Genomic DNA, 23,729 nt, shown 5'->3' with positions numbered 1-23,729 from the left:
GTCAGCGCCAGACCAAGGTTCACATGTCAACAACAGGCCGCCGGAAAGTGTCGCGCGGCAACGGGAGACTGCGTCATGACGAACATTACGGGTGGTATCAACATCGCGATGAAGGTTCCCTCGCATCAGTACGAGGCGGTCATCGCCTTCTATCGCGACACGGTCGGCCTTGAGCCGATCCCCGAGAAGTTGCCGGCTGTCGGCTTCCGGCTTGGCCCCAACCAGCTTTGGATCGACGAGGTGCCGAACTACAGTCATTCGGAGGTCTGGCTCGAGCTTTTCACGGATGATCATGCGGCCGCTCTGGGGCATCTCGCCGCAAAGGGCGTTGTCCGCTGCGACCCGGTGGAAAAGCTTGGCGAAGGTTTTCGCGGTGGCTGGATCATGAACCCCGCCAACATCGTTCACCTGGTGCGCACGCCGGACGCCTGGTAGGCGCCCGGCCAAACATCAATAGACCGGCGGCAGGCCGCCGTTGTCGATCGATGCCATCGGCACCGCAGCGGGCTCGGTCATCGGCGGTTCCGCCTGCAGCACCACCACGCGCGTATCAAGCGGCACGCGGCTGTAGAGGTCGATGATGTCGGGGTTGAAGAGGCGGATGCAGCCGCTCGACACCGCCTTGCCGATCGACCAGGCCTCCGTCGTGCCGTGGATACGGAACAGCGTGTCGCGGTTGCCCTGGAACAGATAGAGCGCGCGCGGCCCGAGCGGATTGCGCACGCCAGGCTCCATGCCGCCGACAAGCGGGCCATAGCGCTCAGGTTCGCGCTCGACCATGCTCTGCGTCGGCGTCCAGCGCGGCCACTCGGCCTTGCGCGCGACGCGTGCGTCGCCGGCAAATTCCAGGCCCGCCTTGCCGACGCCGATGCCGTAGCGCATCGCCATGCCGCCATCCTGAACGAGGTAGAGGAAGCGGTTCTGGGTATCGATGACGATCGTGCCGGGCGGCTCATGCGTCTGGTAGGCAACCTGTTGGCGCAGATAACGGGTGTCGACCTTGCTGATGTCGATGGCATCAAGCGGGAACTTCTCGTTTGGCTGGGGGCCGTACATCGCCACGTAGTATGGGTCCGGTCCCTTCGGTTTGGCCGGCCCCGATGTGGTGACGCAAGCTGCGAGCGTTGAGGTGGCGAGAAGAAGGGCGAAGAGCTGCGCCAGGCGGCCGGCGCTGTTCCGGGACACACACATAATCGGTTATCTGATCCTGCTGATTATCAATTCGGGCGGGAGGCACGGCTTTAGCCGCTCCCCCGTTCTAATGTCAAAGATGGCCTGGGGGCGGCGACAGCATGTCGCAAATGAGGCAACCTGCGAGTGTAGCCGAAAGGCGACAGTCGGCTCGTGCTGCACCCGCGACCTTGCGGAACGGCGCGTAGATCATCGCTTGATCCGCTTTCGATCGCGGGTGTATGCCATATCCATGCAATGGAGCGATCAGGCCATTATTCTCGGGGTGAGGCGGCACGGCGAAAGCTCGGCCATCGTCGAGGTCATGACCGCGGCGCACGGCCGGCACCTCGGCATGGTGCGCTCGGGCCGCTCGCGCGCCATGCAGCCGGTGCTGCAGCCGGGAAACTCGGTGGAGATCACCTGGCGCGCGCGGCTTGATGAGCATATGGGCGAATTCCGGATCGAGCCGGTGGAATTGCGGGCGGCGCGGCTGATGGAAACGGCAACCTCGGTCTACGGCATCCAGGCACTTGGCGCGTTGCTGCGCCTGCTTCCCGAACGCGATCCGCATCCCCATCTCTACGAAGCGCTGACCGTCATCGTCGATCACCTCGCCGATCCGGCCGATGCCGGCGAGTTGTTCGTGCGCTTCGAACTCGCGGTTCTCAACGATCTCGGCTTCGGGCTGGACCTGACGGAATGCGTGGCGACCGGCGCGCGGACCGAGCTCATCTACGTCTCGCCGAAATCCGGCCGGGCTGTCTGCCGCGCGGCTGGCGAACGCTATGCCGACCGTATGCTGGCACTACCGGACTTTCTCTCCGCCGAAGCCCGTCGGGCGGCCGACCATGACAGCCTTGCGGCGGCCTTCCGCCTGACCGCCTTTTTCCTCCACCGCCATGTTTATGACCCGCGCGGCCTTGACGTCTCTTCCGCACGCGACGGCTTCGTCAACGCGGCGCTGAAGGCGTTGAAATCCCAGTCCTCGGCCGCCTGATCCCCAGGAGACATCGATGTTTCAAGAACTTTATCCCGGCATGGCCGTATCCGGCATTGGCCTGCTGCCGCTTGATCGCGTGGCCCGCGACGGTGGCTTCAAGGCGATGCAGGACCTGTTGAAGGGTGACCTGCCGGCGCCGCCCATGTCGGCAACCCTGAAGTTCGGCCTGACCGAAGTCGAGGAGGGCAGGGTGGTGTTCAAGGGCCTGCCGAGCGAGGAACATCTCAATCCGCTCGGCACGGTGCATGGCGGATGGACGGCGACGATCATGGATTCCGCACTCGGCTGTGCCGTTTTCACGACAGTCAAACCCGGAGAAGCCTATACCACCGTCGAGTTCAAGGTGAACCTCGTGCGGCCGCTGCTGCCGGGCATGGGGGAGGTGTTCTGCGAGGGACGCATCGTGCATCGCGGCCGGACCATCGCAACCTCGGAAGCCTGGCTGCGTGACGCAAGCGGTAAACTGCTGGCGCATGGCACGGAAACGTGCGCGATCTTCCCGATCGACAACCTGCGGCGCTAGCGGCACTCGTGAGCCGGTGCGAGGCGGTTTGCCGTCGTGGGGCGGTGCGGCGGAGGCGATGAAATGAACGGGTGCCACCCGCGGACAGTGCCGCGACTTGTCGCCGTGAAGAGATGGCGGTGCTCGGCCGTCTATGGATTTGGTGACAGTGCAAAAGTCTGTATGGTTGCGCGCGCCGGAAAATGCGACTGCCAGGAGAAAAGATGTTCGAACTCATTGCCTTTGGTGCCTTTATTCTGGCTCTCGCCGCCTATCTCGGTGGGCGCAGGACGGCCGAGCGGATGGAGCGCGAACTCGCCGCCTTGAGGGCTGAAGTTGCGCAACTGAAGGCGCCGAATGGCGAAGGTGCCCAGTCGGCGGCAACTGCCGACGAGCTTGCCGTGGCGCCGGTCGAGGCCGGTATGGTCGAAGAACCTGTGATCTCCATGTCGGAAAGCGCGCGCGAAGGTGCCCGCATCTTCGGCGACGAGACAGCCCCTGAGGAGGCGGGTCGCGCTGAAATCCCGACACCAGAAACGGTACCGGTCGCCGCCCGCCCGAACGAGAGCCTGGAAAGCAAGCTCGGCGCGCGCTGGGCCGTCTGGGTCGGCGGCATTGCGCTGGCACTCGGCGGCGTCTTCATGGTCAAATACTCGATCGATGCGGGGCTCCTCAGTCCGGCAGTCCGCTTGACGCTCGCCGCCCTGTTCGGCCTCCTGCTTGCCGCTGCCGGTGATCTCGTTCGCCGGCGCGCGGTGCCGGTCATCGCCAACGAATTCCAGAACGCGATGATCCCCGGTATCCTGACGGCCGCCGGTGCCGTTACCCTGTTCGGCGTCGCCTATGCGGCCCACGGCATCTACGGGTACATCGGCACCACCACTGCTTTTCTTCTCCTGGCGGCGATATCGCTTGCGACCGTCGGGCTGTCGCTCCTGCACGGGCAGGGATTGGCCGGTCTCGGCCTGCTTGCCTCCCTGGTCACGCCGGCGCTGGTTTCGAGCAATGAACCGCGCCCCTGGGTCCTCTTCGGCTTCCTGTCGGTGGTTTGGCTTGCAACCCTGCTTGCGTCGCGGCTCAGGCGCTGGACGGTGGTCCCGACGCTTGGCAACGTGGGCATCGGGCTTTGGGGCCTTGCTTATGTCGCTGCGGCAGCCCCGTTTGAAGCGACGCCGGTCGCTTTCTCCTTGCTGGTCATGATCGCCGGTATCGGGCTCATTTGGCCAGGCGCCATTGAACCGGAGCCGGTGGCAGAAGCATCCGAGGCGCCTGAAACATCCGAAGGGACGACGCGACCCAAGGCCGCTGCCGGACCATGGGAACGCCTTTTCATCCCTCCGCATGCTGCGATCTCCATTTCAGCAGCGATCGTCGCAACCGTACTGGCGTTGCTCTTCATCAGTCCGGCGGTTTTTGCAGCCCGCTATCCCGTGACTGAGTTCGCGGCCGTCATTGCCGGACTGGCGATCCTGGGCGCATTGCGGCCGACCGCCGTCTATCCGGCACTCTTGTCCGCGCTCGGGGCCGTCGCCGGCGTCTGGAGCCTGACGGCGTTGAGCGGGGTGCTTGCCTATCTCGACCCTTCACTGGCGGACGCCTTGCCGGCCATCGTGCTTCCCGGCTGGACGGCGATGGTGACGGCCATGCTGCTTGCGGCACTGTTCGCGGTGCTTGGCGGTTTTGCAGTGTCGCGCCGCCTCGCCACGCATCCGCACTACGCCGTCCTTTGGGCCGGCATTGCCGCGGTCGTACCGGCCGCAGTGACGGGCACGTCATTTTTGATGACCGGCAACTATGCCTTCGACCTGCCGCACGGACTGTTCTCGCTGGTCGCTGGCGTAGCGCTTATCGTGCTTGCGGACTGGCTCCACCGCCGCGACAGCAAGGCAGAGGCCACGGACGTGGCGGCAGCTTTGCTGGTCGCCGGTTCTTTTGCGCTCTTCATCATCGCGTTGCACGCATGGACCGACGGACTGGTGACGACGCTCGCCATCGCCTTGCTCGGGACGGCCTATGCCGTCGCGACCCGCATCCGCACCTGGCCGGTGCTTCCATGGATGACCGGTGCCGCGGCGGTCGTGGTCCTCGCCCGCATCGCCTGGGAGCCGACCATCGTCGGCGCAGATAATCTCGGCACGACGCCCGTCTTCAATGCGCTGTTGCCCGGCTATGGTTTCCCGGCGGCACTGCTTGCGGCCTCCGCCTATTTCCTTCGTTCCTGGCCGGACGCGCGCGTGCGCAACCTGCTGCAGGCGCTCGCGAGCCTCTTCGTACTGCTGACGCTCGCGATCCTCGTTCGCCACGCGATGAACGGTGGCGTGCTCGACAGTTCGGTGCCGACCCTCGGGGAGCAGTCGATCTACACGCTGCTGGCGATCGGCGCCTCCGCGATCTTCATGACCCTCAACACGAAATCGCCGAGCCCTGTCTTCCTTTATGGCAGCATGGGGCTCGGCGTTCTCTCGATGCTGTCGGTTCTCTCGGCGCATCTCTTCGGCCTCAATCCCTACTTCAGAGGCGAGTTGCTGGGGCGGATCCCGTTCTTCGATCTGCTTCTCATCGGCTACCTGCTGCCGGGGCTCGGCTATGCCGGCCTTGCCGCCTATGCCCGCGGCAAGCGGCCGCTGCCCTATGTCATGGCACTTGCCGTCAGCGGCGCGGTCCTTGCGTTCAGCTGGGCGAGCCTCACGGTGCGCCGCGCATGGCAAGGGCAAAACATTGCGGACTGGAAGGGCTTCCTGCAGGGCGAGACCTACACGTACTCTGTCGTCTGGCTGCTGCTTGGGGTTCTGCTGCTGGTGCTCGGGTCGCGCTTCCAGGCCAAGAGCATCCGGATCGCCTCGGCCGCGCTCGTCTTCATCGCCGTCTTGAAGGTGTTCCTGATCGATATGTCCAATCTCGAAGGCTTCCTGCGGGCGCTGTCCTTCATTGGCCTCGGCGGCGTATTGATCGGCATCGGTCTCTTCTACCAGAAGATTCTCTCCGGTACCGGCGCCGCTGTGACAGCACCGGCTGCCCCCGCAGAACAGCCATAGGACGTCTCCGTGACACACTATTCGAAACTCGCGGCCGCCTTCGCGCCGCATGAGGACCTTGCTGCCGCGCTGTTGCCGCACGCCTTTGCCGCCGATGACGGCTCGCATGATGGCGCGCATCTGATCCGCGTGTGGAAGAACGCCGCGCGCATTCATGCGGAGGAGGGCGGCGATGCCCGCAGGCTTGCGGCGGCGGTCCTGCTGCATGATTGCGTCTCGGTCGAGAAGAATTCTCCGCTTCGCGCGCAGGCATCGCGCCTTGCGGCGGAGAAGGCAACTGCCATTCTGGAAGGGCTTGGCTGGGACGCGGTGGAAACCGCAGCCGTTGCCCATGCCATTCTCACCCACAGTTTCTCGGCCAATATCCCGCCGGAGACAACGGAGGCGAAGATCCTTCAGGATGCTGACCGGCTGGATGCGATCGGCATGGTTGGCGCGGCGCGGTGCTTCTACATCGCCGGGCGCATGGGCAGCGGCCTCTACGACCCGCTCGATCCGCTGGCAGAGGCGCGGGATCTTGACGACAAGGCTTTCGCGATCGACCATTTCGAGACCAAGCTGTTCCGGTTGGCCGATGGCTTCAAGACGGCGGCCGGCCGCCGGCTGGCCACGGAGCGCGAAAAGCGGTTGCGCGATGTCCTTGCCATGATGCTGGATGAAATCTAGCGCGCTGCCAGGAAAAGCGCTGAGCGGTTTTCTGCGCGGCATTTCGGCGACAGATTGCACCGGAACATTTCTCCGATTCCATCAAGCAGAGAAATGTTCTAGGTCTTTCAACGAATTATGGCGGCCTGGTGAATCGGATCGTCAGGCGCATGAATCAGTTTCTGAAGACGAAGGAATTACCATGAAGGTGACCGGCCTTAACATTCATCCGCTGAAAAGCGGCCGCGCCATTGCCCGCGAAGCGATTACGGTCGCACTTGATGGCGTTGAGGGCGACCGGCGTTTCATGCTGGTCGAGCCGGACGGACGGTTCATCACCCAGCGCGAACTGCAGCCGCTGGCGCAGGTCGAGGCCAATCACATCGAAGGTGGCGTGCATCTGAAGATGGGAAGCCGTGAGGCTTCGGTGCGCTTCGATCCCGACCGCCGGCTGAACGTCGTCGTCTGGGGCAGTGAAGTCGATGCCGCCGTCTCCGACGATGCCGCCAACGAGACCTTGTCGGACTGGTTCGGCCGACCGGTCAAGCTTGCCCACATGGACGCGTCGGCCGAACGCCTCGTTGGCGCCGAGTGGGCCGGAGATGCGGCCCCCGTCGGTTTCGCCGATGGCTTCCCGATCCTGATCACCACGACAGGCTCGCTCGCCGATCTCAACCGGACCCTGACGGAAAAGGGGCAGGATCCGGTCGGGATGGACCGTTTCCGCACCAATATCCTCGTCGATTGCGACGAGGCCTGGGAGGAGGATCTTTGGGAGAGCGTCGAGATCGGCGGCATCCGGTTCGATCTCGTCAAGCCTTGCGCCCGCTGCATCATGACGACGCAGGACCAGATCACCGGCGAGCGCATCGGCGGCAACCCGATCCAGGGTCTGGCAGAAAAGCGCATGTCGGCCGACCGGCGCGTTCCCGGCGTTCTCTTCGGTTGGAACGCGGTGCCGCGCAGCGAAGGCATTGTCAGGCTCGGCGACGAGGTCAAGGTCATCGGCCGGCGCGGCGAACGCTGGCCGATGAAGGTTCGTGCCTCAGCTTAAAGGGGCAAGCCCAGGAGGCCAACTCTCCTGGAACTGCCTTGTCCAGGTTCGGATCACGTCCATCGCGTGATGCCGAGCAACTTCGCGCCAAGGTCCGAAAGACTGGCGGGGGAGGCGTTGTGCTTCTCCCAGTCGCGCGGGTCACCGGGGAAGGCATCGCGTTTCGGATGGTCGAGTTCGCGCCAGAGCCGCACCCGTTCCTCGCGCTCGCCGGCATTGTCCCATTCGGCCGGATGCATCGAGATGTACTGCGCCATCCGCACGCGACCATCGGAATGGTTGGGCCGCACGCCATGGGCAAGCAGGCTGTTGAAGATCAGGAGGTCGCCGGCTTCCATCTCGATGTTGACGGCCGATAGTCCTGTCATATCGGGGTGCATCGGGTCGCGGTCGGCGGCTTGCGTCTTCTCCCAGCTTTCGAAGTTTTCGAACAGCTCTGGCACGCATTGGAAACCGCCGACGTCGCCATCCTGCTTCTTGAGGCTCAGCACGCCCTGAACACCGATCGGCAGCGGCCGGATCGAGGTGTCGACGTCCCAGTGGATGAAGCCATTGGGGTTGCCCTTGACCTTCTTGGGTGGGTTGAGGTTGGCGCGGTCGATCGTCACCCACAGGTCTTCCCGGTCCCAGATGTCGACGAAGGCGCCGTAGATGCGTGGCTCCTGGCGGTTGTCCCAGAGATACTGGTGATTGTAGATCTCCAGCATGCCGGTGTTGTTGAGTTCCTTCATCATGTGTTCGCGGCGCTGCGGCGCGTACCAGGTCGAAGGATCCGTCGGATCCTTCTCATCGAAGCGCCAAAGCAGATCGACGAGGCGCTCGACATTGGCTGGCGGCACCGCCTGGCGCACGATGACATAGCCCTTGGTGATCCAGTGCTGCCAGTCCGCCTCCGACAGGACACGCAGCGGTAGCCGTTTCTGGATGTCCTTCAGTTGAATGTCGAGGTTGGCGGCCGTCGGGTGGCTGTCTCTGAGTGCTTGCATCGATATCTCCTCGCCTTGAATGTTCGATTGGTCGATGAGGAAAATCTAGACGTCCGAATGGCCACTATGTTGCACCGAGCATGCAAAAATTGGTACTATTCTGGCGTCGTGAGGCGGAGGTGCGCAACATGAAGGCCGTTCTGCAGAAGATTCCGCGCGCGACAAACGCCTCATCGATCCTGCTCGACCGCCGGCTCGACGATCCAGTGGCACCATCATCCGGAATACGAACTGACGCTCACGCTCAATTCGCGTGGCCAGCGCTTCATCGGGGATCATATCGGTGCCTATGATGACAATGACCTCGTTCTCGTCGGCTCCAACCTGCCGCACACCTGGCATTCCCAGGATAAACGCGACGAGGCGGCGCCGCATGTGGCGCTGGTGCTCTGGTTTCATCCTGAATGGGTCGAACGCCTGGAGGAGGGGTTCGTCGAACTCGCCGGCGTGAAGGCAATGTTTGAGCGGTCGGCGCCCGGCCTGCAGTTTTCTTCGGATGTCGCCGCCCGCGTGCGGCCGATCTTCGAAGGTTTACGGAGGTTGCCGCCGGAGGAGCGGCTGCCGGATGTGCTGTCGCTATTGACGATCCTTGCGCGCGAACAACATGTCGTGCCGCTGTCGAGCCGCATCGTCACTCCATCAGGTCGCAGCGTCGATCGCGGCCGGCTTGACCGGGTGCTCGATCACATCCATCTCCATTATGCCGAAAACCCGACGATGGAAGAGCTTGCCGATCTGGCGGCGCTTAGTCTTTCAGGCTTGCACCGGCTGTTTCTGCGTCACCTCAATATGCCTGTCTCGGAATATCTGATGCGGCTGAGAATTGGCGAAGCATGCGCGCTGCTGAGCGGCTCCGGGCGGTCGATCGCCCGCATCGCTGAAGAAGTGGGTTATCGTTCGCTTGCTAACTTCAACCGCCAGTTCAAGGCGGCAAAGAGCATCACCCCCAGGCAATTCCGCAACCGCTTCCGCGCGGCCGGCTGACCGGCCATCAATTCCGGTGATCGCGGCGTCAATTTAATTGGCTTTTATCTGTTTTAGCAGCCGCCTAGGATGCCGGTCCTTCAATCGGAGATATTCCATGTCCGCTGTTTCCGGAGCATCCGCGCCGTCCCATGTTCGCCAGGAGATGCCCTGGCTGATCATCGCTGCCGGTTCGGTCGTCGCCATGCTCACCTTCGGCCCGCGTTCGGCGATGGGCTTCTTCCAGCTGCCGATGCTGGCCGAGACCGGCTGGGACCGCACCACCTTCGGTCTTGCAATGGCGCTGCAGAACCTTTGCTGGGGCTTGAGCCAGCCGTTCTTCGGCGCGATCGCCGACAAGTTCGGCACTTGGCGGGTGCTCGCCATGTCGGGGCTTCTCTACGCCGCCGGCCTGTTCATCATGGCTTTCGCCAATGCGCCGATCTGGCTGCATATCGGTGGCGGCGTTCTCGTCGGCATGGCCGTCGGCTCGGGCTCCTTCGGCATCCTGCTTTCGGCATTCGCCCGCAACGTCACGCCCCATCAGCGGTCGCTTGCCTTCGGCATCTGCACCGCCGCCGGCTCGGCTGGCATGTTCCTCTTCGCGCCTTTGAGTCAGGGGCTGATCACGGCCTATGGCTGGTCGGATAGCCTGGTCTATCTCGGCGTGCTCATGTTGCTGGTGCCGCTTTTCGCCATCCCGCTGCGCGGCAACGCATCCTCCGGTCGCCAGTCCGAAGCGCAGTACAAGCAGTCGATCGGCGAGGCATTGAAAGAGGCGCTCGGCCACAAGAGCTATGTGCTTCTTGTCTCCGGGTTCTTCGTTTGCGGCTATCAGGTCGCCTTCATCACCGCGCATTTCCCTGCCTATATCGGTGATATCGGCATCGATGCGCGCTATGCGGTGATCGCGCTGGCGTTAATCGGCTTCTTCAACATCATCGGCTCGCTGTCGGCCGGCTTCATTGCCCAGCATTACTCCAAGCCTTATTTTCTGGCGCTGATCTATGTTGCCCGCTCAGTGGCGGTCACCGCGTTCCTGCTTTTGCCGCAGACGCCGACCTCGGTGATCATCTTCGCCATCGTCATGGGCCTGCTCTGGCTTTCAACCGTGCCGCCGACCAATGCACTGGTCGTGATCATGTTCGGAACGCGTCACCTGGGACTGCTCGGCGGCATCGTTTTCCTCTCGCACCAGGTCGGTTCGTTCCTCGGCGTGTGGATGGGCGGTTATCTCTATGACCACTTCGGTTCCTACGATCCGGTGTGGTGGCTTGGCGTGGCGCTTGGCGTCTTCGCGGCCATCGTCCACTGGCCGATCGAGGAGAAGGGCGTGGTGCGGCCAGCGATGGCGTGATCGCCCGCGGAAAACTGGGGCGTCGCGAAAAGCGACGCTCCATTCTTGAATTCTGTCACAAAACTTTCTAAATCAACCCATGCGGCGCTGCCGCTTTTGTTTTGGATCTATTATGCTCAAATTGAGCATAATAGATTTCGCCCAGCCGGGTGGAGAGGAGAACCAATGTCCCGTCTTGATCGTCACGCCGATACGAAAGCCGCGCCCGTCGCAGTTAGCGCCGCCGCCCGCTTCGGGGTTATCGAACGGCCGGAGCTTGTCTTTACCGATGCGATAGCCCGCGAAACGGCGCCGCTTTACGAGAAGGTGAAGGACTTCATCCCCGCCATAGAGTGGCCGGTCTATGCGCCCTATGTTCATGCCATCAACCGGCTGAAGAAGCAACGCAATGCCGTCATCCTCGCGCACAATTATCAGACGCCCGACATCTTCCATTGCGTCGCCGATATCGTCGGCGACTCGCTGCAGCTCGCGCGCGATGCCGCCAAGGTCGATGCCGAGATCATCATCCAGTGCGGCGTGCATTTCATGGCCGAAACCTCGAAGCTGCTGAGCCCGGAAAAGACGGTCCTGATCCCCGACGCCAAGGCCGGTTGCTCGCTGTCGGAATCGATCACTGGCGCCGACGTCCGCCTGTTGAAGCAGCGTTACCCCGGCGTTCCCGTCGTCACCTACGTCAACACGTCCGCCGACGTGAAGGCCGAGACCGATATCTGCTGCACCTCGTCGAACGTGCTTGATGTCGTTGAGAGCCTGGAGTCCGACACGGTACTCTGCATCCCCGACGAGTATCTGGCGATGAACGTGGCGCGCCAGACCAACAAGAAGATCCTGACCTGGAAGGGCCACTGCGAGGTGCACGAGCGCTTCACTGCCGCCGAGCTGCTCGCCTACAAGGAAGCCAATCCGGGCATCGAGATCATCGGCCATCCGGAATGCCACCCGGATGTGATTGCGGTGTGCGACTTTGCCGGCTCGACGTCGGGCATGATCAACTACGTCAAGGACAACCGCCCGTCGAAGGTGTTGCTCGTCACCGAATGCTCGATGGCCTCGAACATCCAGGGCGAGATCGAGGGCGTCGAGTTCGTCAAGCCGTGCAACCTCTGTCCGCACATGAAGCGCATCACGCTGCCGAAGATCCTCGACAGCCTGCTCAACATGACGGAGGAGGTTCTCGTCGATCCTGATATCGCCGATCGCGCCCGCCTTGCAGTCGAGCGCATGGTGAACCTCAAGCAGTAACAATTCCGCCTGGCCTAAACGCCCGGCCTACGGCGCCGCGCGCCTTATCAGGCGCGCAAAGGTCGCTGTAGAATATAGAAACTCTGCATGCGCATTGGAGGAGAATGAAACATGCTGACCGACCACTTTCGCCCGCAATCCTTCAACGGGATTGACGACATCGTCATCGTCGGCGGCGGCCTGGCCGGGCTCTTCTGCGCGCTGAAGCTGAGCCCGAGGCCGGTGACGATCCTTGCGGCGGCGCCGATCGGTCACGGTGCATCCTCCGCCTGGGCGCAAGGCGGCATCGCCGCGGCGATGAGCCCTGGCGACACCTTCGAGAAGCACGTTGCCGACACGCTTGCAGCCGGTGCCGGCATCGTCGACGAGAAGATGACGCGCATGATGGTGGCCGAAGGTCCGGCGCGCATTCACGACCTGCTCGAATATGGCGTGCCCTTCGATCGTGATCTCGAAGGCAAGCTGTTGCTGTCGCGCGAAGCGGCCCATTCCGAGCGTCGCATCGTCCGCGTCAAGGGCGATATGGCCGGCAAGGCGATCATGGAGGCGCTGATTGCCGCTGTGCGCAACACGCCGTCGATCCGGGTAATCGAAGGCTACGTCGTCGAAGAATTGGTGCGCGAAGGTCGTTTCATCTCCGGCGTCATTGCGCGACCGGATGCCGGGCAGTCGAAGAAGCGTGTCTCCTTCCCGGCGCGCGCCGTGGTCCTTTGCTCCGGCGGCGTCGGACACCTCTATGCGGTCACCACCAACCCCTGGGAAGCGTGCGGACAGGGGGTCGGCATGGCGGCGCGCGCCGGCGCCATCATCGCCGACCCGGAATTCGTGCAGTTCCACCCGACCGCGATTAACATCGGCAAGGATCCGGCGCCGCTTGCGACCGAGGCCCTGCGTGGCGACGGCGCGCAACTGCTGAACGCCGCCGGTCACCGCTTCATGCTCGACATTCACCCGGACGGTGAACTGGCGCCACGCGATATCGTCTCGCGCGGGGTTTTCGCAGAGGTTCAGGCAGGCCGCGGCGCCTTCCTCGATTGCACCAGGGCGGTTGGCAAGCACTTCCCCGATATGTTCCCGACGGTCTACGCCTCCTGCATGGCCGCCGGCATCGATCCGGTGACCCAGCCTATTCCGGTGGTGCCCGCGGTTCACTACCACATGGGCGGCGTGCTGACCGATGCGGAGGGCCGTACCTCGATCGATGGCCTCTGGGCGGCTGGCGAGGTGACCTCGACCGGCGTGCACGGGGCCAATCGGCTTGCCTCGAACTCACTGCTCGAAGCGGTGGTCTTTGCCGCCCGTATCGCCGAAAACATCAAGGGCACGCTGCCGACACCGCAGTTGACCGAGTGGGGCGACAATGCCGGCGAAAACGACGACCCGGTCACGGTCGAGGACAGCCCGCAACTTAAGGCGCTACGCACGATCATGAGCGAAAACGTCGGGGTGATCCGGACCCGCGAGAGCCTGATGAAGGCGATCCGCGAGATCGAACGGCTCGAGCGCGACAACACGCGCATGCGCTTCACCAACATCGTCACCACGGCCAAGCTGATTGCCGTCGGCGCGCTGCGGCGCACCGAAAGCCGCGGCGGCCACTTCCGTGCCGATTGCCCCTCGGAGCGGCCGGAATGGCGGCGACGCACCTACCTGACGCTTGCCGACGCCGATCGCCTGGCGAAGGAACTGGCTGAAACGGAACCGGCCTGACCGGTCCCTTCCGGTTCGCAAGCCACCGTACTCAAGGACGAATAGCAGATGACAGCAGCCCTCCGCCCCGAACTGCCCGCGCTGATGATCGAGGACCAGGTGCGCGCAGCACTGTCAGAGGATCTCGGCCGCGCCGGCGACATCACCACGCTGTCGACCATCGGGCCGGACCTGACGGCGACGGCCGGCATGAATGTCCGCGACACGGGCGTTGTCGCCGGTCTCGATCTTGCTCGCGCTGCCTTCCGCCTGGTCGACCCGTCGATCCGGTTCGAGGCGTTGGTCGCGGATGGCGATCGGGTGACGCCGGGAACCGCGATCGCCCGGATCTCCGGCCGCGCGCGCGGGCTCTTGTCAGCCGAGCGCGTCGGCCTGAATTTCCTGATGCATCTTTCGGGGATCGCGACCTACACGGCAAAATTCGCCGACGAGATCGCACATACAAGGGCGAAAGTCTGCTGCACCCGCAAGACCATCCCGGGGCTGCGTGCGCTCGAGAAATACGCCGTGCGCCTGGGCGGCGGCTCCAACCATCGCTACGGCCTCGATGATGCGGTGCTGATTAAGGACAACCACATCGCCGTCTCCGGCGGTGTCGCAAGCGCGGTCCATGCGGCGCGCGCCTATTGCGGCCATCTCGTCAAGGTCGAAATCGAAGTCGACGGCCTCGAGCAGATGCGCGAAGCCCTGACGGCGGCGCCCGATGTCATCCTGCTCGACAACATGGGACCGGCGCTGCTTGCCGAAGCCGTCGCCGTCAATCGGGCGCACTGGCAGCTTTCCGCCGATGCCTATGCGCTCGATCCGCGCCGCACCCGGCTGGAAGCGTCTGGCAATGTGAAGATCGATACGGTGCGCGCGATCGCCGAGAGCGGCGTCGACTACATCTCGACCTCGAAAATCACCATGGCCGCCCCGACGCTCGACATCGGCCTTGATGTAGTGATCGAGCGGTAAGCAACTCCAGGAAAGCTGCGTAGCAGTTTTCCGTCCGCAACTGCATGTGTTCAAGAATCAACGCTGCATGATGAACGGGCAGGAGAAACGTTCGCCAACGGTGATCTGCGTGCCACAGTCGTAGCGGCAGGTCTTGAACTGGCCGTTCGAATCCTGGCTGTTGAGATTGCAGATCGTCGTCTGCGGCTGCATGCCGCCGCCGGGCTGGTTCTTGAAATAGTCGGGCATCTTCGGCTTCTCGTCGACCCCCGACTGAGGCAAGGTGCCGAGCAGCGACGTAAGCAAGGTCAGTGCAAGCAGCATGGTGTTACCTCGATCTTAAGCGGTGCGGAAGCCGGCGTATGCGCGCGCGGAAATGATCGCATTCCGTACCCCGCGTCATGGCCTAGAATGTAGTGCGATTTTCGGGAACTGTTAGACGCAGCCCGGATATTCCGCGGCAGAAGCCGACTATCAACGCCCACCAACCTTGAGGCCGGGAGCAGGGCGCTCATCGAGGATCTGGCGGCGGAAGCGGAAGAGGGCGGCCGGGCGCCCACCCGTCGAAGACAGTGTCATGCCTGTCGGCTCCACCAGTTCCGCGCCCTCGACGAGGCGGCGGAAATTCTGCTTGTGCAGGTGACGTCCCGAGATCGCCTCGACCGTCGCCTGCAGATCGGTCAGCGTAAACTCCGGCGGCATGAGTTCGAAGACGACCGGCCGGTACTTCAGCTTTCCGCGCAGCCGTGCAATAGCCGTTGCGACGATGCGCCGATGGTCGTGGCGCATGGCCTGGCCAACGGTCAGCACCTGCTCTCCGTTGCCGTGGCCGTCGAGCACGGCTTCAGGCACGAGGCCGGCCTCATAGAGCAGTTCGTAGCGCTCCAGCACGCGCTCCTCGTCCCAGGGGAAATCGTCAAGGCCGAAGGCAAGCCGGAAACGCGCCCGGCGCCGGGCGATGCGCGCGGCCTGCTCGTCGCCGGAAACGCCGGTTTCCCAGCGGGCAAGCGCCGGCAGGATCGCCTGGTCGAGCACGGGCGGGCGTCCCTGGCGCCAGTCCTCCCAAGGGAGGTACCCATACCAGTCGCGCCAGTGCGCGCCGGCTTCGGCAAGCCTTTCAGTGTTCTCGGCATCCGTTCTGGTCAATGCCAGGTAACCGACCGACACCATGTGCTTGCCTTCTTCGCCGGGAAGGCGCTGCCGGCCTCGGTCACCGAAGGTATAGAGCTGCTCGATGTATCCGAGTTTGAGCGCCGTGCGCTTTTCGACGCGGTCGCGCAGGCTGGTCTCGAAGGTGCGGTGCCGGGCCGGATCGAAGGGACCGAACGGCAGGCTGTCGCGCATGTCACCATCCGTTTCGCTGACCGCCAGGATACGCGGACTGCGCTGGACGACGGCGACGATCGCCGCATTGAGGCCGATCTCGACCGTCGTGGGCTGGGTCTCAACCGGCAACCGCTGCTCCTTCGGCAAGAAGCGGCAGGACGAAGGGCGCGTTGCCGTCGGCATCCGCACCCCGACCGATGGCGCGAACGGCGACTGTGAGCCGTCCGTTGCGCTGAAGCACGGCGTCGCCGATCTCTACGAGCCGCGTGTTCGGGGTCGCAAAGGGCGAGGCTTGTCGCAGTCGCTTGACCAGTGCGTCGTCGTCCTGGTCAGGCAGGACCGAAAGTGCCGCAATCAAAGCTGCGGCGGGCGAACGGGAAACGCCCATCCAGCAGTGGACGAGCAGCGGTCGTGTGCGATCCCATTCATGGGCAAAGGCGATGATCTGCCGAACGTGCTCTTCCTGCGGCGCGACCAGATCGCCGGTGCCGGCAAAGGTGATGTCGTTCATGCCGAGTTTCAGATGCCGCCCTTGGGCGATCACACCCGGGCGGTGAAAATCCTGGCCCTTGGCCACAAGGCTGATCATCTCGGTGCAGCCGTGGCGAACGGCCATTTCGGCAATGCGGGCAAGCGGCGAAACAATGATATCAGGCATGTCAGATGTCCGCTCGGGCTGGCAATCGCTGCGCTTCCAACACCTGGAAGCGCTCGGTGAACAGCCGTTGCGCCTCGACAGCCGGCAGCGGGTCGAGCAGCAAGGTTTCACGCGTAATCCCGCGCGGCTGGCCGAAGAACTTGCGTGCCTCTTCGGCAGAGAAGCCGGCAAGCGCTGTCGCCTCGAAATAGGCAGCGACGTGGTCGGCCTTCTTGATCCGGTCCTTCAGTTCCCTGGAGCAATGCGCCGGCAAGCCGAAGCGCAGATGAATGGCGCTTTCCAACCGCTTCTCCACCGCCTTGTAGCCGCCGCCGACCACCGCCTTGAAGGGCGAGATCATGTCGCCGATCACATATTCCGGCGCGTCGTGTAAAAGCGCCAGCAGGCAGTCGTCGGTGCTGCATTTGTTGCTGCGGCGAAAGATGTCTTCGACCATCAGGCTGTGCTGGGCGACCGAGAAGGCGTGGTCGCCGGCGGTCTGACCGTTCCAGCGCGCCACGCGCGCCAGGCCATGGGCAATGTCACCGATTTCGACGTCGAGCGGCGAGGGGTCGAGCAGGTCGAGCCTTCGGCCGGAAAGCATGCGCTGCCAGGCGCGGGTCGTCGTCACGCGCTTGCCTCGTCCGCACTCGTCGGAAAGCTAAGGCCGGTCCATTGCGGCAGGACCATGGTCACGGGTACGTCTCCGGCAAGGAGAGGGACCTCGTTCGCCATTGCCTCACCGGCCTTGTCGACGCGTACGATCGCAAGCGCCGATTTGCCCTGAACGGTGCCGAGCGCACCGATCGCCTTGTCGTTCGCGGTGATCGTCGTACCCGTCGGTGGCAGCGCGGTTTCAGCTGCAACGATCACCACCCGGCGGCGGGGCGTGCTGCGGTGCTGCATGCGCGACACCACTTCCTGCCCCACATAGCAGCCCTTCTTGAAGGAGAGGCCGCCGTTCTTGTCGAGAAGCACGTCGTGCGGGAACGCATCCTGCGGCGCGTAGTCCGCGCCTGCGACGACAACGCCTGAGGCAATGCGCAGCCGCTCAAGTTCGTCGGCACCGGTCGGGTCGCGCAGCGTCTCTTCATTGACGGCGGTGCCGCCATAGGAGCGGAAGAGTGCGATGCCTGCCTTCTCGAAACGGTGATCCCGAAGGCCGCTCGGTGCCGCCTCTGCGCCGAATGTGACATCGACCGGTGTGGAGGTGTCGAGCGCGAGGTCGACGGCCGCGCGCAGCTTGTACATCGTCAGCCGCTTCATCAGCGCTTCCGCCTGGTCACGCGCCGTCTCCAGCCGCAAACCGTTGCCATCGCGAGAAATCAGGAATTCGAAGAAGATCTTGCCCTGCGGCGTCAAAAGCGCGCCGGGCTTTGCCTCGTCCGGCGCTAGTGCGTCGAGGTCGGTTGTGATCAATCCCTGAAGGAGATCTTCTGCGTCCTTGCCGGAGACGGTGACAATCGCACGGTCGTCAAGGCGAACTCTGGGCATCGTTCGGATCCTGCTTGGCGGGATGGGAACATCCCGCGCTAACCTAATGACCAATCACGGTTGGAGCCGGGTCGACTCGGACCCAGTCCCCTGTGATCTCTTGGCCAAGAGGTAGGATGTTCAGTTGTCAACGGCAAGCACATCGCCGGCTGTCAGTCGCCGGCGATGAAGAATTTCCACTTGCCGTCGGGCATGATGCCGACGCGGTAGAAGTTGTAGCTACCGAACTCTTCCATGTCGGCGAAATCGCCGGCGGTGACCAGTCGGAACAGGTCGACTTTTTCCGGTGCGGTCAGCGTCGAAAGCTTCTTTTCCGCAAAATAGGGCCAGACATAGGCCTCCTGCGGCGTGCCCTTGTCCACCAGCACGAAGCCGGTCGATAGCACGTCGAGCAGGATCGCCAGGATCTCGACACCTTCCTGGTCGCCCGAAAGACCTTTGAGGATGGCAATCGGATCTTCTTCGCCGCTGACGCCGGTCACCTGGGTCTGGGTCGGGCCCTTGCCGAGCAACGGGCGCAAGCGCTCGATATCGCCGGAGGCAGCCGCCTCGACGATCAGTTCGCGCATGCGGGCGACGGGCGTCGGTATTTTCGAGACGTCGGTCAGCACCTCGACCGGCCCGGTGTCTTCCGGTTCTTCGGCGGCGGGCGCTTCCTCCTTGGCTGTCGTCGCCGACTTGTTGATCAGCGGGTCCGGCATCGGGATTTCGAGCGGGAGCTTTTCTTCCTCTTCCGGCTCCTCTGCAACCGGTTCGGCGGCAGGCGGCGTTGCCTTCTGGTCGCCGGCAGCGGGTTGTTCGCTGGGAACCGGCTGCGGTGCCTCCTGCAGTTCACTGAGCGCAAGGGCGGGGGAAAACGCTGCCGGAACTGTCAAGGTGACACCGGCCAGAAGCAGCGTAGCAAGGCGAACCGGAAGGGTCCGGTTTGCAAGGTTCCGACTCATCGGGCAGTCCTGATATTACTGAAGCGTGCGTTGGGGCGAGAATTCGCCGGCGAGCACGCGCTCACGAAGCGAATTGAGCATCGCTTCGGCACCGTCTTCGCCATGGAGCCGAACGGTTTCCCGCATGGCCAGCGCGATGGCCGCATCGGCGATGATCTCCGGCTCGATGCCGTCGGCCATGCCATCCGCCCAAGCCTCACTTTGATGCTCGAGCGCAGCCTGCATTTTCTCGTGGACGATCATGTCATCGATGTCGGTCAGGCTTGGTTCCATCATTCGTTCCATGCGACTTCCATTGTGCAAGCGGTTCATTTTATGGCCGCCCGGCTGAACTTCAACTGAACGGCCGCGACAGACTCGCCACTTCTTACCACTCTCTTAACGAACTTAGCAGCCTTTTCCCGAAACGACACGGGGTCGTGGGAAAAGAGGTTAATTTATTGCTAATTTCCAAAGCGGGCGACGATTTCTGACGCAAGTGTTGCTCCTTCGGCACGATATCGCTGCTCTGCGACGATCGCCGGACCGGTGCAGGTCGTATAGACCGACGCAAATGTACGATACCCACGGTTGAAGGCGGCAGTCATTCGCTCGCGCCGTTTGACCTCGTCGACCGTCTCCTTGTCGATCAGCTCCTGCATCGAACGGCGCCAGACGTCCTCCGGTTCCTTGACGCAGAGATTGCGCAGATAGTGGACGGAGCCAAGGATTTCGGAGAGGCGAATCAACCTCTGGTCGTAGGGTGTTGGTTTTTCCTCGACGACGACAGGGACGGGCGCAGCAGTCTCGGTCTTGGCCGGTTCTTTTGTCGGCGTCTTCTGTGCCGCAGCACCTGTCGCGGCCGTCAGAACCAGGCCGGCCAGCGCGAGCCGCGCAAGGGTGGAGGCATTGATCATGGTTTCATCAAGCCCGAATTGGCGGCGGTTTCAAGGCCGGGGGCGGCTTTCACAGTTTCCGTGTCGATGCCTGCGAGCCTTTCCACACATTCACGCACGCTGTCGGGGATTGGCAGAGCGAAGATTTCGGCAGCGGTAAACCAGCCAAGTCCGGCGGCATCGTCGCTTGCAACGGCAACCGCGTCGGAACGCGCCTCGGCTCTGAAGACCGACAAGATGAAGTGCCGTCCCTCGGACTCCTTGCCGGGCAGGTCATAGGTTTCGAACAATACCGGGTCGCGGGCGCTCACGCCGGTTTCTTCGAAGAGTTCACGCAGCGCCGTTTCCGCCGGCGTCTCGCCCGGTTCCGCCCGTCCGCCAGGGAAGGCGTACATGTCGGCCGACGGCGGGTTGGCCCGCCGCACCAAAAGGTAGCGGCCGTCGCGTTCAAGGATGACGGAAGAGGCGAGTTCGGGTTTGGTCGGCATCACGGAATCAATCGTCTCTGTAGCGTTGACCCATCCTACGTGAAGTGCCACATCGATGTCATGTGTGGACGTTTTGCGCTGACGGCGACGCCGGAAGAATTGATGGAACTGTTCGGCCTGCTGGAAAGCGAAGACTTTCCTGCGCGCTTCAACATCGCGCCAACGCAGCCGATCATGGTCGTGGTTGCCGGCGAGCGCGCCCTGCCGGGAAGCAATCTGCCGGAGCGCAAGGCGGTGCTCGTGCGTTGGGGGTTCATGCCCGGCTGGGTCAAGGACCCCCGCGATTTTCCGCTGCTGATCAATGCCCGCGCCGAAACGGCGATCGAAAAAGCGTCGTTCCGCGCCGCCATGCGGCACCGTCGCGTTCTTGTGCCGGTTTCCGGTTTCTATGAATGGCGCCGTCCGCCGAAAGGCAGCAGCAATCCCTCCCAGGCCTACTGGGTGCGACCGCGAAGGGGCGGCATTGTCGCTTTTGCCGGATTGATGGAAACCTGGTCGTCGGCTGATGGCTCGGAGGTCGACACCGCCGCGATCATGACGACGGCAGCCAACGCCTCGATCCGACAGATCCACGACCGGATGCCGGTGGTGATCCAGCCCGAGGACTTCGCCCGCTGGCTCGATTGCAAGACGCAGGAACCGCGCGAGGTTGCCGACCTCCTGGCGCCGGTAGCCGAGGACTACTTCGAAGCGATCCCGGTGTCGGACAAGGTCAACAAGGTCGCCAACACCGGCCCGGATATCCAGGATGCAGTGACGCCCGAGGTTGTGCCGGAGGTCCAGGCCGCAAACAAAGGCAAGCGGGACGGGCCCGATAGCGCGCAGATGTCGCTGTTTTGAGGAAACGGGCTTAAGGCAGTTCCGGGAAGGCCGAGAGGTGGCTCTCTTCCCGGGTCTGCCGGATGGTCTGCGAAATCAGGCTGGCCGCTTGGCGAGCTTCGTCGCCGGCTTCACCTTTGCCTGAAGTGCTGCGGCGAGCACGGCCTTCAGGCCGAGCGGGCGGTACTGTTCGACGAGATTGGCGGGCTTGGCGATTTCTTTGGTCTTTGCGGCTTTCACTTGCACTCACTCCTTGATGCTATCCCGAACCGGATAACTGCCGTTTTCGTCATTCGGCGCGAAAACGACGCTCCTCCCTGTTCTCCGGAGACAGGAACCGTGGTGCAGAACCAACTACACCGCGAATCTGTTTTCCGCGTGGCGCTCTCAGATAAGCCTAATCATGACAAATCCATGGCCGCCGATTCCATTTCGATAGTCCGCTGTGCTTGCTTGCGACTGACCTCTTGACCGAGGTCGGGTGACGCGCGATAAGTGAGCCCATGAAAACGGTTATCTGCATTATCTGCCGGAAGATTATTCGCTAGCGTCTCGCTGGCCTGGCCGTTTTCGTCTCCTAAAATCCAAGATGACAAACGCGCGGGCCGCCCGGGCGCCGTGTTTTGACGGTCGTATGCGTATTGGAGATTGGGAATGGCTGGAGTGCCGACATTGAAGCTGTACAACACGCTGACGCGGGAAAAGGTCGAGTTCCGGCCGATCGATCCCGACAACGTCCGCATGTATGTCTGCGGCCCGACGGTCTATGACTATGCCCATATCGGTAACGCCCGGCCGGTGATCGTCTTCGACGTTCTGTTCCGGCTGCTGCGCCACGTCTATGGTGCAGACCATGTCACCTATGTCCGCAACATCACCGACGTTGACGACAAGATCAATGCGCGGGCACTGCGCGACTATCCGACGCTGCCGCTGAACGAGGCCATCCGGCATGTGACCGAGAAGACCGAAACGCAGTTCCTGGACGATGCCAAGGCACTTGGCAGCCTCGATCCGGACGTGCAGCCGCGGGCGACCGACAATATCGCGCAGATGGTCGAGATCATCGAGAAGCTGCTCGTCAAGGGCCACGCCTACCAGGCGGGCGGCGAGGTGCTTTTCGACACGAAATCGATGGCGAATTACGGCCAACTGTCAAAGCGCAATCTCGACGAGCAGCAGGCCGGTGCCCGCGTCGCCGTGGAAGTGCACAAGAAGAACCCCGGCGACTTCGTGCTTTGGAAGCTCTCGGCCGACAACGAGCCGGGCTGGGAAAGCCCCTGGGGCAGGGGCCGTCCCGGCTGGCACATCGAGTGCTCGGCAATGAGCAATCGTTATCTCGGCGAGGTCTTCGACATTCATGGCGGCGGGCTCGATCTCATCTTCCCGCACCATGAAAACGAGATTGCCCAGTCGCGTTGCGCCCACGGCACTGCGGTGATGGCGAATGTGTGGATGCACAACGGCTTCCTGCAGGTCGAAGGCCGCAAGATGTCGAAGTCGGAAGGCAATTTCGTCACGATCTACGAATTGCTGCACACGCAGAAATTCGCCGGCCGGCAATGGCCGGGTGACGTGCTCCGTCTGGCGATGCTGATGACGCATTATCGCGAGCCTATCGACTTCTCCGTCAAGCGGCTCGAGGAGGCCGAGCACCTCTTGTCCAAATGGCCGGTGCCGGGTGATGCAAAGGGCGAGGCGGATCCGGCTGTCGTCGCAGCACTTGCCGACGACCTCAACACGGTTGCGGCGGTTCAGGCCCTGCATGCGCTTGCGCAGAAGGCGGCAGCCGATCCGAAGCTGCTCGGCACCTTTGGTGCCAGTGCTGCGCTGCTTGGAGTCGTGCCAGAGGCAGTGGAACTGGACGAGGCGGTGGTTCGCGACATCGACAACCGCGTGCGGGCCCGGCTCGAACTGCTGAAGGCGAAGAACTTCGCCGAGGCCGACAAGATCCGCGACGACCTGGTGGCGCAGGGCGTCCAACTCAAGGACGGCAAGGATCCGGCGACCGGTGAACGCGTTACGACCTGGGATATCAAGCGGTAACGCCTCTGCCGTGAGCGCGGCGCATCATGCCCTGTCCCGGTTGGCACGGGCAGGACATGAAGAGCCCGGATCGTGGCGCGAGGAGAACATGCATGAAAGAGGAGTTCGTGCCATGATCGACCATACGGGCATCCCCGTCTCGGACTTCGAGCGCGCAAGGTCGTTCTACGACAGGGCCTTCGCCCCGCTTGGTGCGTCGCTGCTGATGATGGTGCCTGTCGAACATACCGGTGGCGCCAAGGTCGGTGGCTATGGCCGCGACCGCCCGGTCTTCTGGCTGCACGAGGCTGCCGCGGGCGCGGGGCGCCATTATGCATTTTCGGCGCGAAACCGTGCCGATGTTGATGCGTTCTATGAAGCAGCGATGGCAGCCGGCGGCCGTGACAACGGAAAGCCGGGGTTGAGGCCGCATTATCACGCTGACTATTACGGCGCCTTCGTGCTCGACCCCGACGGCAACAATGTCGAAGCTGTCTGTCATGCGCCGGTCTGAG

26 protein-coding genes are annotated in these 23,729 nt (G+C 63.2%); 14 read left to right on the top strand and 12 right to left on the bottom strand.

Annotated features, from left to right (window positions below; all coding sequences use genetic code 11):
• The first annotated feature begins 75 nt into the window (after positions 1-75).
• The gene (locus MKZ91_RS05505) at positions 76-435 is read left to right on the top strand and encodes a hypothetical protein (protein WP_336168833.1); all 360 of its coding nucleotides are present in this window, start codon (positions 76-78) and stop codon (positions 433-435) included.
• 15 nt (positions 436-450) lie between these two features.
• Here the strand turns inward: MKZ91_RS05505 and MKZ91_RS05500 are convergent, their stop codons facing one another.
• Positions 451-1,191 (bottom strand): L,D-transpeptidase, encoded by a 741-nt coding sequence (locus tag MKZ91_RS05500; RefSeq protein ID WP_336168831.1) that lies wholly within the window; start codon positions 1,189-1,191, stop codon positions 451-453.
• Positions 1,192-1,423: 232 nt separating this feature from the next.
• On the opposite strand from MKZ91_RS05500, the gene recO reads away from it, so the two are divergent.
• From recO to MKZ91_RS05475, 5 genes are all read left to right on the top strand, one after another.
• Positions 1,424-2,170 (top strand): DNA repair protein RecO, encoded by a 747-nt coding sequence (gene recO, locus MKZ91_RS05495; protein ID WP_336168829.1) that lies wholly within the window; start codon positions 1,424-1,426, stop codon positions 2,168-2,170.
• Positions 2,171-2,186: 16 nt separating this feature from the next.
• Complete coding sequence (locus tag MKZ91_RS05490; protein WP_336168827.1) at positions 2,187-2,696, top strand: PaaI family thioesterase; 510 nt, start codon at positions 2,187-2,189, stop codon at positions 2,694-2,696.
• 203 nt (positions 2,697-2,899) lie between these two features.
• Positions 2,900-5,710: a DUF2339 domain-containing protein gene (locus tag MKZ91_RS05485; RefSeq protein WP_336168824.1), complete on the top strand. Its 2,811-nt coding sequence runs from the start codon at positions 2,900-2,902 to the stop codon at positions 5,708-5,710.
• Between the two features lie 9 nt (positions 5,711-5,719).
• Complete coding sequence (locus MKZ91_RS05480; RefSeq protein WP_336168822.1) at positions 5,720-6,376, top strand: HD domain-containing protein; 657 nt, start codon at positions 5,720-5,722, stop codon at positions 6,374-6,376.
• 181 nt (positions 6,377-6,557) lie between these two features.
• On the top strand, positions 6,558-7,409 hold the full coding sequence (locus MKZ91_RS05475; protein ID WP_336168820.1) for an MOSC domain-containing protein: 852 nt from the start codon (positions 6,558-6,560) through the stop codon (positions 7,407-7,409).
• Positions 7,410-7,462: 53 nt separating this feature from the next.
• Here the strand turns inward: MKZ91_RS05475 and MKZ91_RS05470 are convergent, their stop codons facing one another.
• On the bottom strand, positions 7,463-8,395 hold the full coding sequence (locus MKZ91_RS05470) for a phytanoyl-CoA dioxygenase family protein (RefSeq protein WP_336168818.1): 933 nt from the start codon (positions 8,393-8,395) through the stop codon (positions 7,463-7,465).
• Positions 8,396-8,779: 384 nt separating this feature from the next.
• On the opposite strand from MKZ91_RS05470, the gene MKZ91_RS05465 reads away from it, so the two are divergent.
• From MKZ91_RS05465 to nadC, 5 genes are all read left to right on the top strand, one after another.
• Positions 8,780-9,379, top strand: a complete 600-nt coding sequence (locus tag MKZ91_RS05465; protein ID WP_336168816.1) for an AraC family transcriptional regulator — start codon at positions 8,780-8,782, stop codon at positions 9,377-9,379.
• Between the two features lie 97 nt (positions 9,380-9,476).
• The gene (locus tag MKZ91_RS05460; RefSeq protein WP_336168814.1) at positions 9,477-10,715 is read left to right on the top strand and encodes an MFS transporter; all 1,239 of its coding nucleotides are present in this window, start codon (positions 9,477-9,479) and stop codon (positions 10,713-10,715) included.
• 165 nt (positions 10,716-10,880) lie between these two features.
• Complete coding sequence (gene nadA / locus MKZ91_RS05455; RefSeq protein WP_336168811.1) at positions 10,881-11,960, top strand: quinolinate synthase NadA; 1,080 nt, start codon at positions 10,881-10,883, stop codon at positions 11,958-11,960.
• Between the two features lie 111 nt (positions 11,961-12,071).
• Positions 12,072-13,670: an L-aspartate oxidase gene (locus MKZ91_RS05450; protein WP_336168809.1), complete on the top strand. Its 1,599-nt coding sequence runs from the start codon at positions 12,072-12,074 to the stop codon at positions 13,668-13,670.
• Positions 13,671-13,718: 48 nt separating this feature from the next.
• Positions 13,719-14,627 carry a carboxylating nicotinate-nucleotide diphosphorylase gene (nadC, locus tag MKZ91_RS05445; RefSeq protein ID WP_336168807.1) on the top strand — a complete coding sequence of 303 codons (909 nt, stop codon included), beginning with the start codon at positions 13,719-13,721 and terminating at the stop codon, positions 14,625-14,627.
• Between the two features lie 57 nt (positions 14,628-14,684).
• Here nadC and MKZ91_RS05440 read toward each other — a convergent pair whose 3' ends face one another.
• The 9 genes from MKZ91_RS05440 to MKZ91_RS05400 all read right to left on the bottom strand — a co-directional run bounded on the left by MKZ91_RS05440 (position 14,685) and on the right by MKZ91_RS05400 (position 20,370).
• Entirely contained in the window at positions 14,685-14,930 is a 246-nt protein-coding gene (locus tag MKZ91_RS05440) for a hypothetical protein (protein WP_336168805.1), read from the bottom strand.
• Positions 14,931-15,080: 150 nt separating this feature from the next.
• Positions 15,081-16,115 carry an NUDIX hydrolase gene (locus MKZ91_RS05435; RefSeq protein ID WP_336168802.1) on the bottom strand — a complete coding sequence of 345 codons (1,035 nt, stop codon included), beginning with the start codon at positions 16,113-16,115 and terminating at the stop codon, positions 15,081-15,083.
• The gene (locus MKZ91_RS05430) at positions 16,051-16,590 is read right to left on the bottom strand and encodes a tyrosine phosphatase family protein (RefSeq protein WP_336168800.1); all 540 of its coding nucleotides are present in this window, start codon (positions 16,588-16,590) and stop codon (positions 16,051-16,053) included. Before MKZ91_RS05430 ends, MKZ91_RS05435 begins: the two co-directional genes overlap by 65 nt.
• Position 16,591: 1 nt before the next feature.
• Positions 16,592-17,200 (bottom strand): HD family hydrolase, encoded by a 609-nt coding sequence (locus tag MKZ91_RS05425; RefSeq protein WP_336168798.1) that lies wholly within the window; start codon positions 17,198-17,200, stop codon positions 16,592-16,594.
• A complete protein-coding gene (gene ygfZ / locus MKZ91_RS05420; RefSeq protein ID WP_336168796.1) occupies positions 17,197-18,063 on the bottom strand; it encodes a CAF17-like 4Fe-4S cluster assembly/insertion protein YgfZ in 867 nt (288 codons plus the stop codon). Before ygfZ ends, MKZ91_RS05425 begins: the two co-directional genes overlap by 4 nt.
• Positions 18,064-18,215: 152 nt before the next feature.
• Positions 18,216-19,007 carry a hypothetical protein gene (locus tag MKZ91_RS05415; protein WP_336168794.1) on the bottom strand — a complete coding sequence of 264 codons (792 nt, stop codon included), beginning with the start codon at positions 19,005-19,007 and terminating at the stop codon, positions 18,216-18,218.
• 15 nt (positions 19,008-19,022) lie between these two features.
• A complete protein-coding gene (locus MKZ91_RS05410; protein WP_093232155.1) occupies positions 19,023-19,292 on the bottom strand; it encodes a hypothetical protein in 270 nt (89 codons plus the stop codon).
• A 158-nt stretch (positions 19,293-19,450) separates the two neighbouring features.
• On the bottom strand, positions 19,451-19,903 hold the full coding sequence (locus MKZ91_RS05405) for a TIGR02301 family protein (RefSeq protein WP_336168791.1): 453 nt from the start codon (positions 19,901-19,903) through the stop codon (positions 19,451-19,453).
• Positions 19,900-20,370, bottom strand: a complete 471-nt coding sequence (locus MKZ91_RS05400) for an NUDIX hydrolase (RefSeq protein WP_442892202.1) — start codon at positions 20,368-20,370, stop codon at positions 19,900-19,902. The genes MKZ91_RS05405 and MKZ91_RS05400 overlap by 4 nt, the downstream gene beginning before the upstream one ends.
• Positions 20,371-20,430: 60 nt before the next feature.
• Here MKZ91_RS05400 and MKZ91_RS05395 point away from each other — a divergent pair, with 60 nt between their 5' ends.
• Positions 20,431-21,210, top strand: a complete 780-nt coding sequence (locus MKZ91_RS05395; RefSeq protein ID WP_336168788.1) for an SOS response-associated peptidase — start codon at positions 20,431-20,433, stop codon at positions 21,208-21,210.
• Positions 21,211-21,285: 75 nt separating this feature from the next.
• Here the strand turns inward: MKZ91_RS05395 and MKZ91_RS05390 are convergent, their stop codons facing one another.
• On the bottom strand, positions 21,286-21,429 hold the full coding sequence (locus MKZ91_RS05390; RefSeq protein WP_336168786.1) for a hypothetical protein: 144 nt from the start codon (positions 21,427-21,429) through the stop codon (positions 21,286-21,288).
• 414 nt (positions 21,430-21,843) lie between these two features.
• Between MKZ91_RS05390 and cysS the strand changes: the two genes are divergently transcribed.
• Both cysS and MKZ91_RS05380 read left to right on the top strand, forming a co-directional pair.
• A complete protein-coding gene (cysS, locus tag MKZ91_RS05385; protein ID WP_336168784.1) occupies positions 21,844-23,235 on the top strand; it encodes a cysteine--tRNA ligase in 1,392 nt (463 codons plus the stop codon).
• 112 nt (positions 23,236-23,347) lie between these two features.
• Positions 23,348-23,728 (top strand): VOC family protein, encoded by a 381-nt coding sequence (locus tag MKZ91_RS05380; protein WP_336168782.1) that lies wholly within the window; start codon positions 23,348-23,350, stop codon positions 23,726-23,728.
• The last annotated feature ends 1 nt before the right edge of the window (position 23,729 follow it).

Origin of the sequence: Ensifer sp. MJa1, from assembly GCF_037026475.1 — a bacterium.
Lineage (GTDB): Bacteria > Pseudomonadota > Alphaproteobacteria > Rhizobiales > Rhizobiaceae > Ensifer.
The sequence above is the reverse complement of the archived record's forward strand: the minus strand, read 5'-3'. Positions and strand labels throughout refer to the sequence as shown.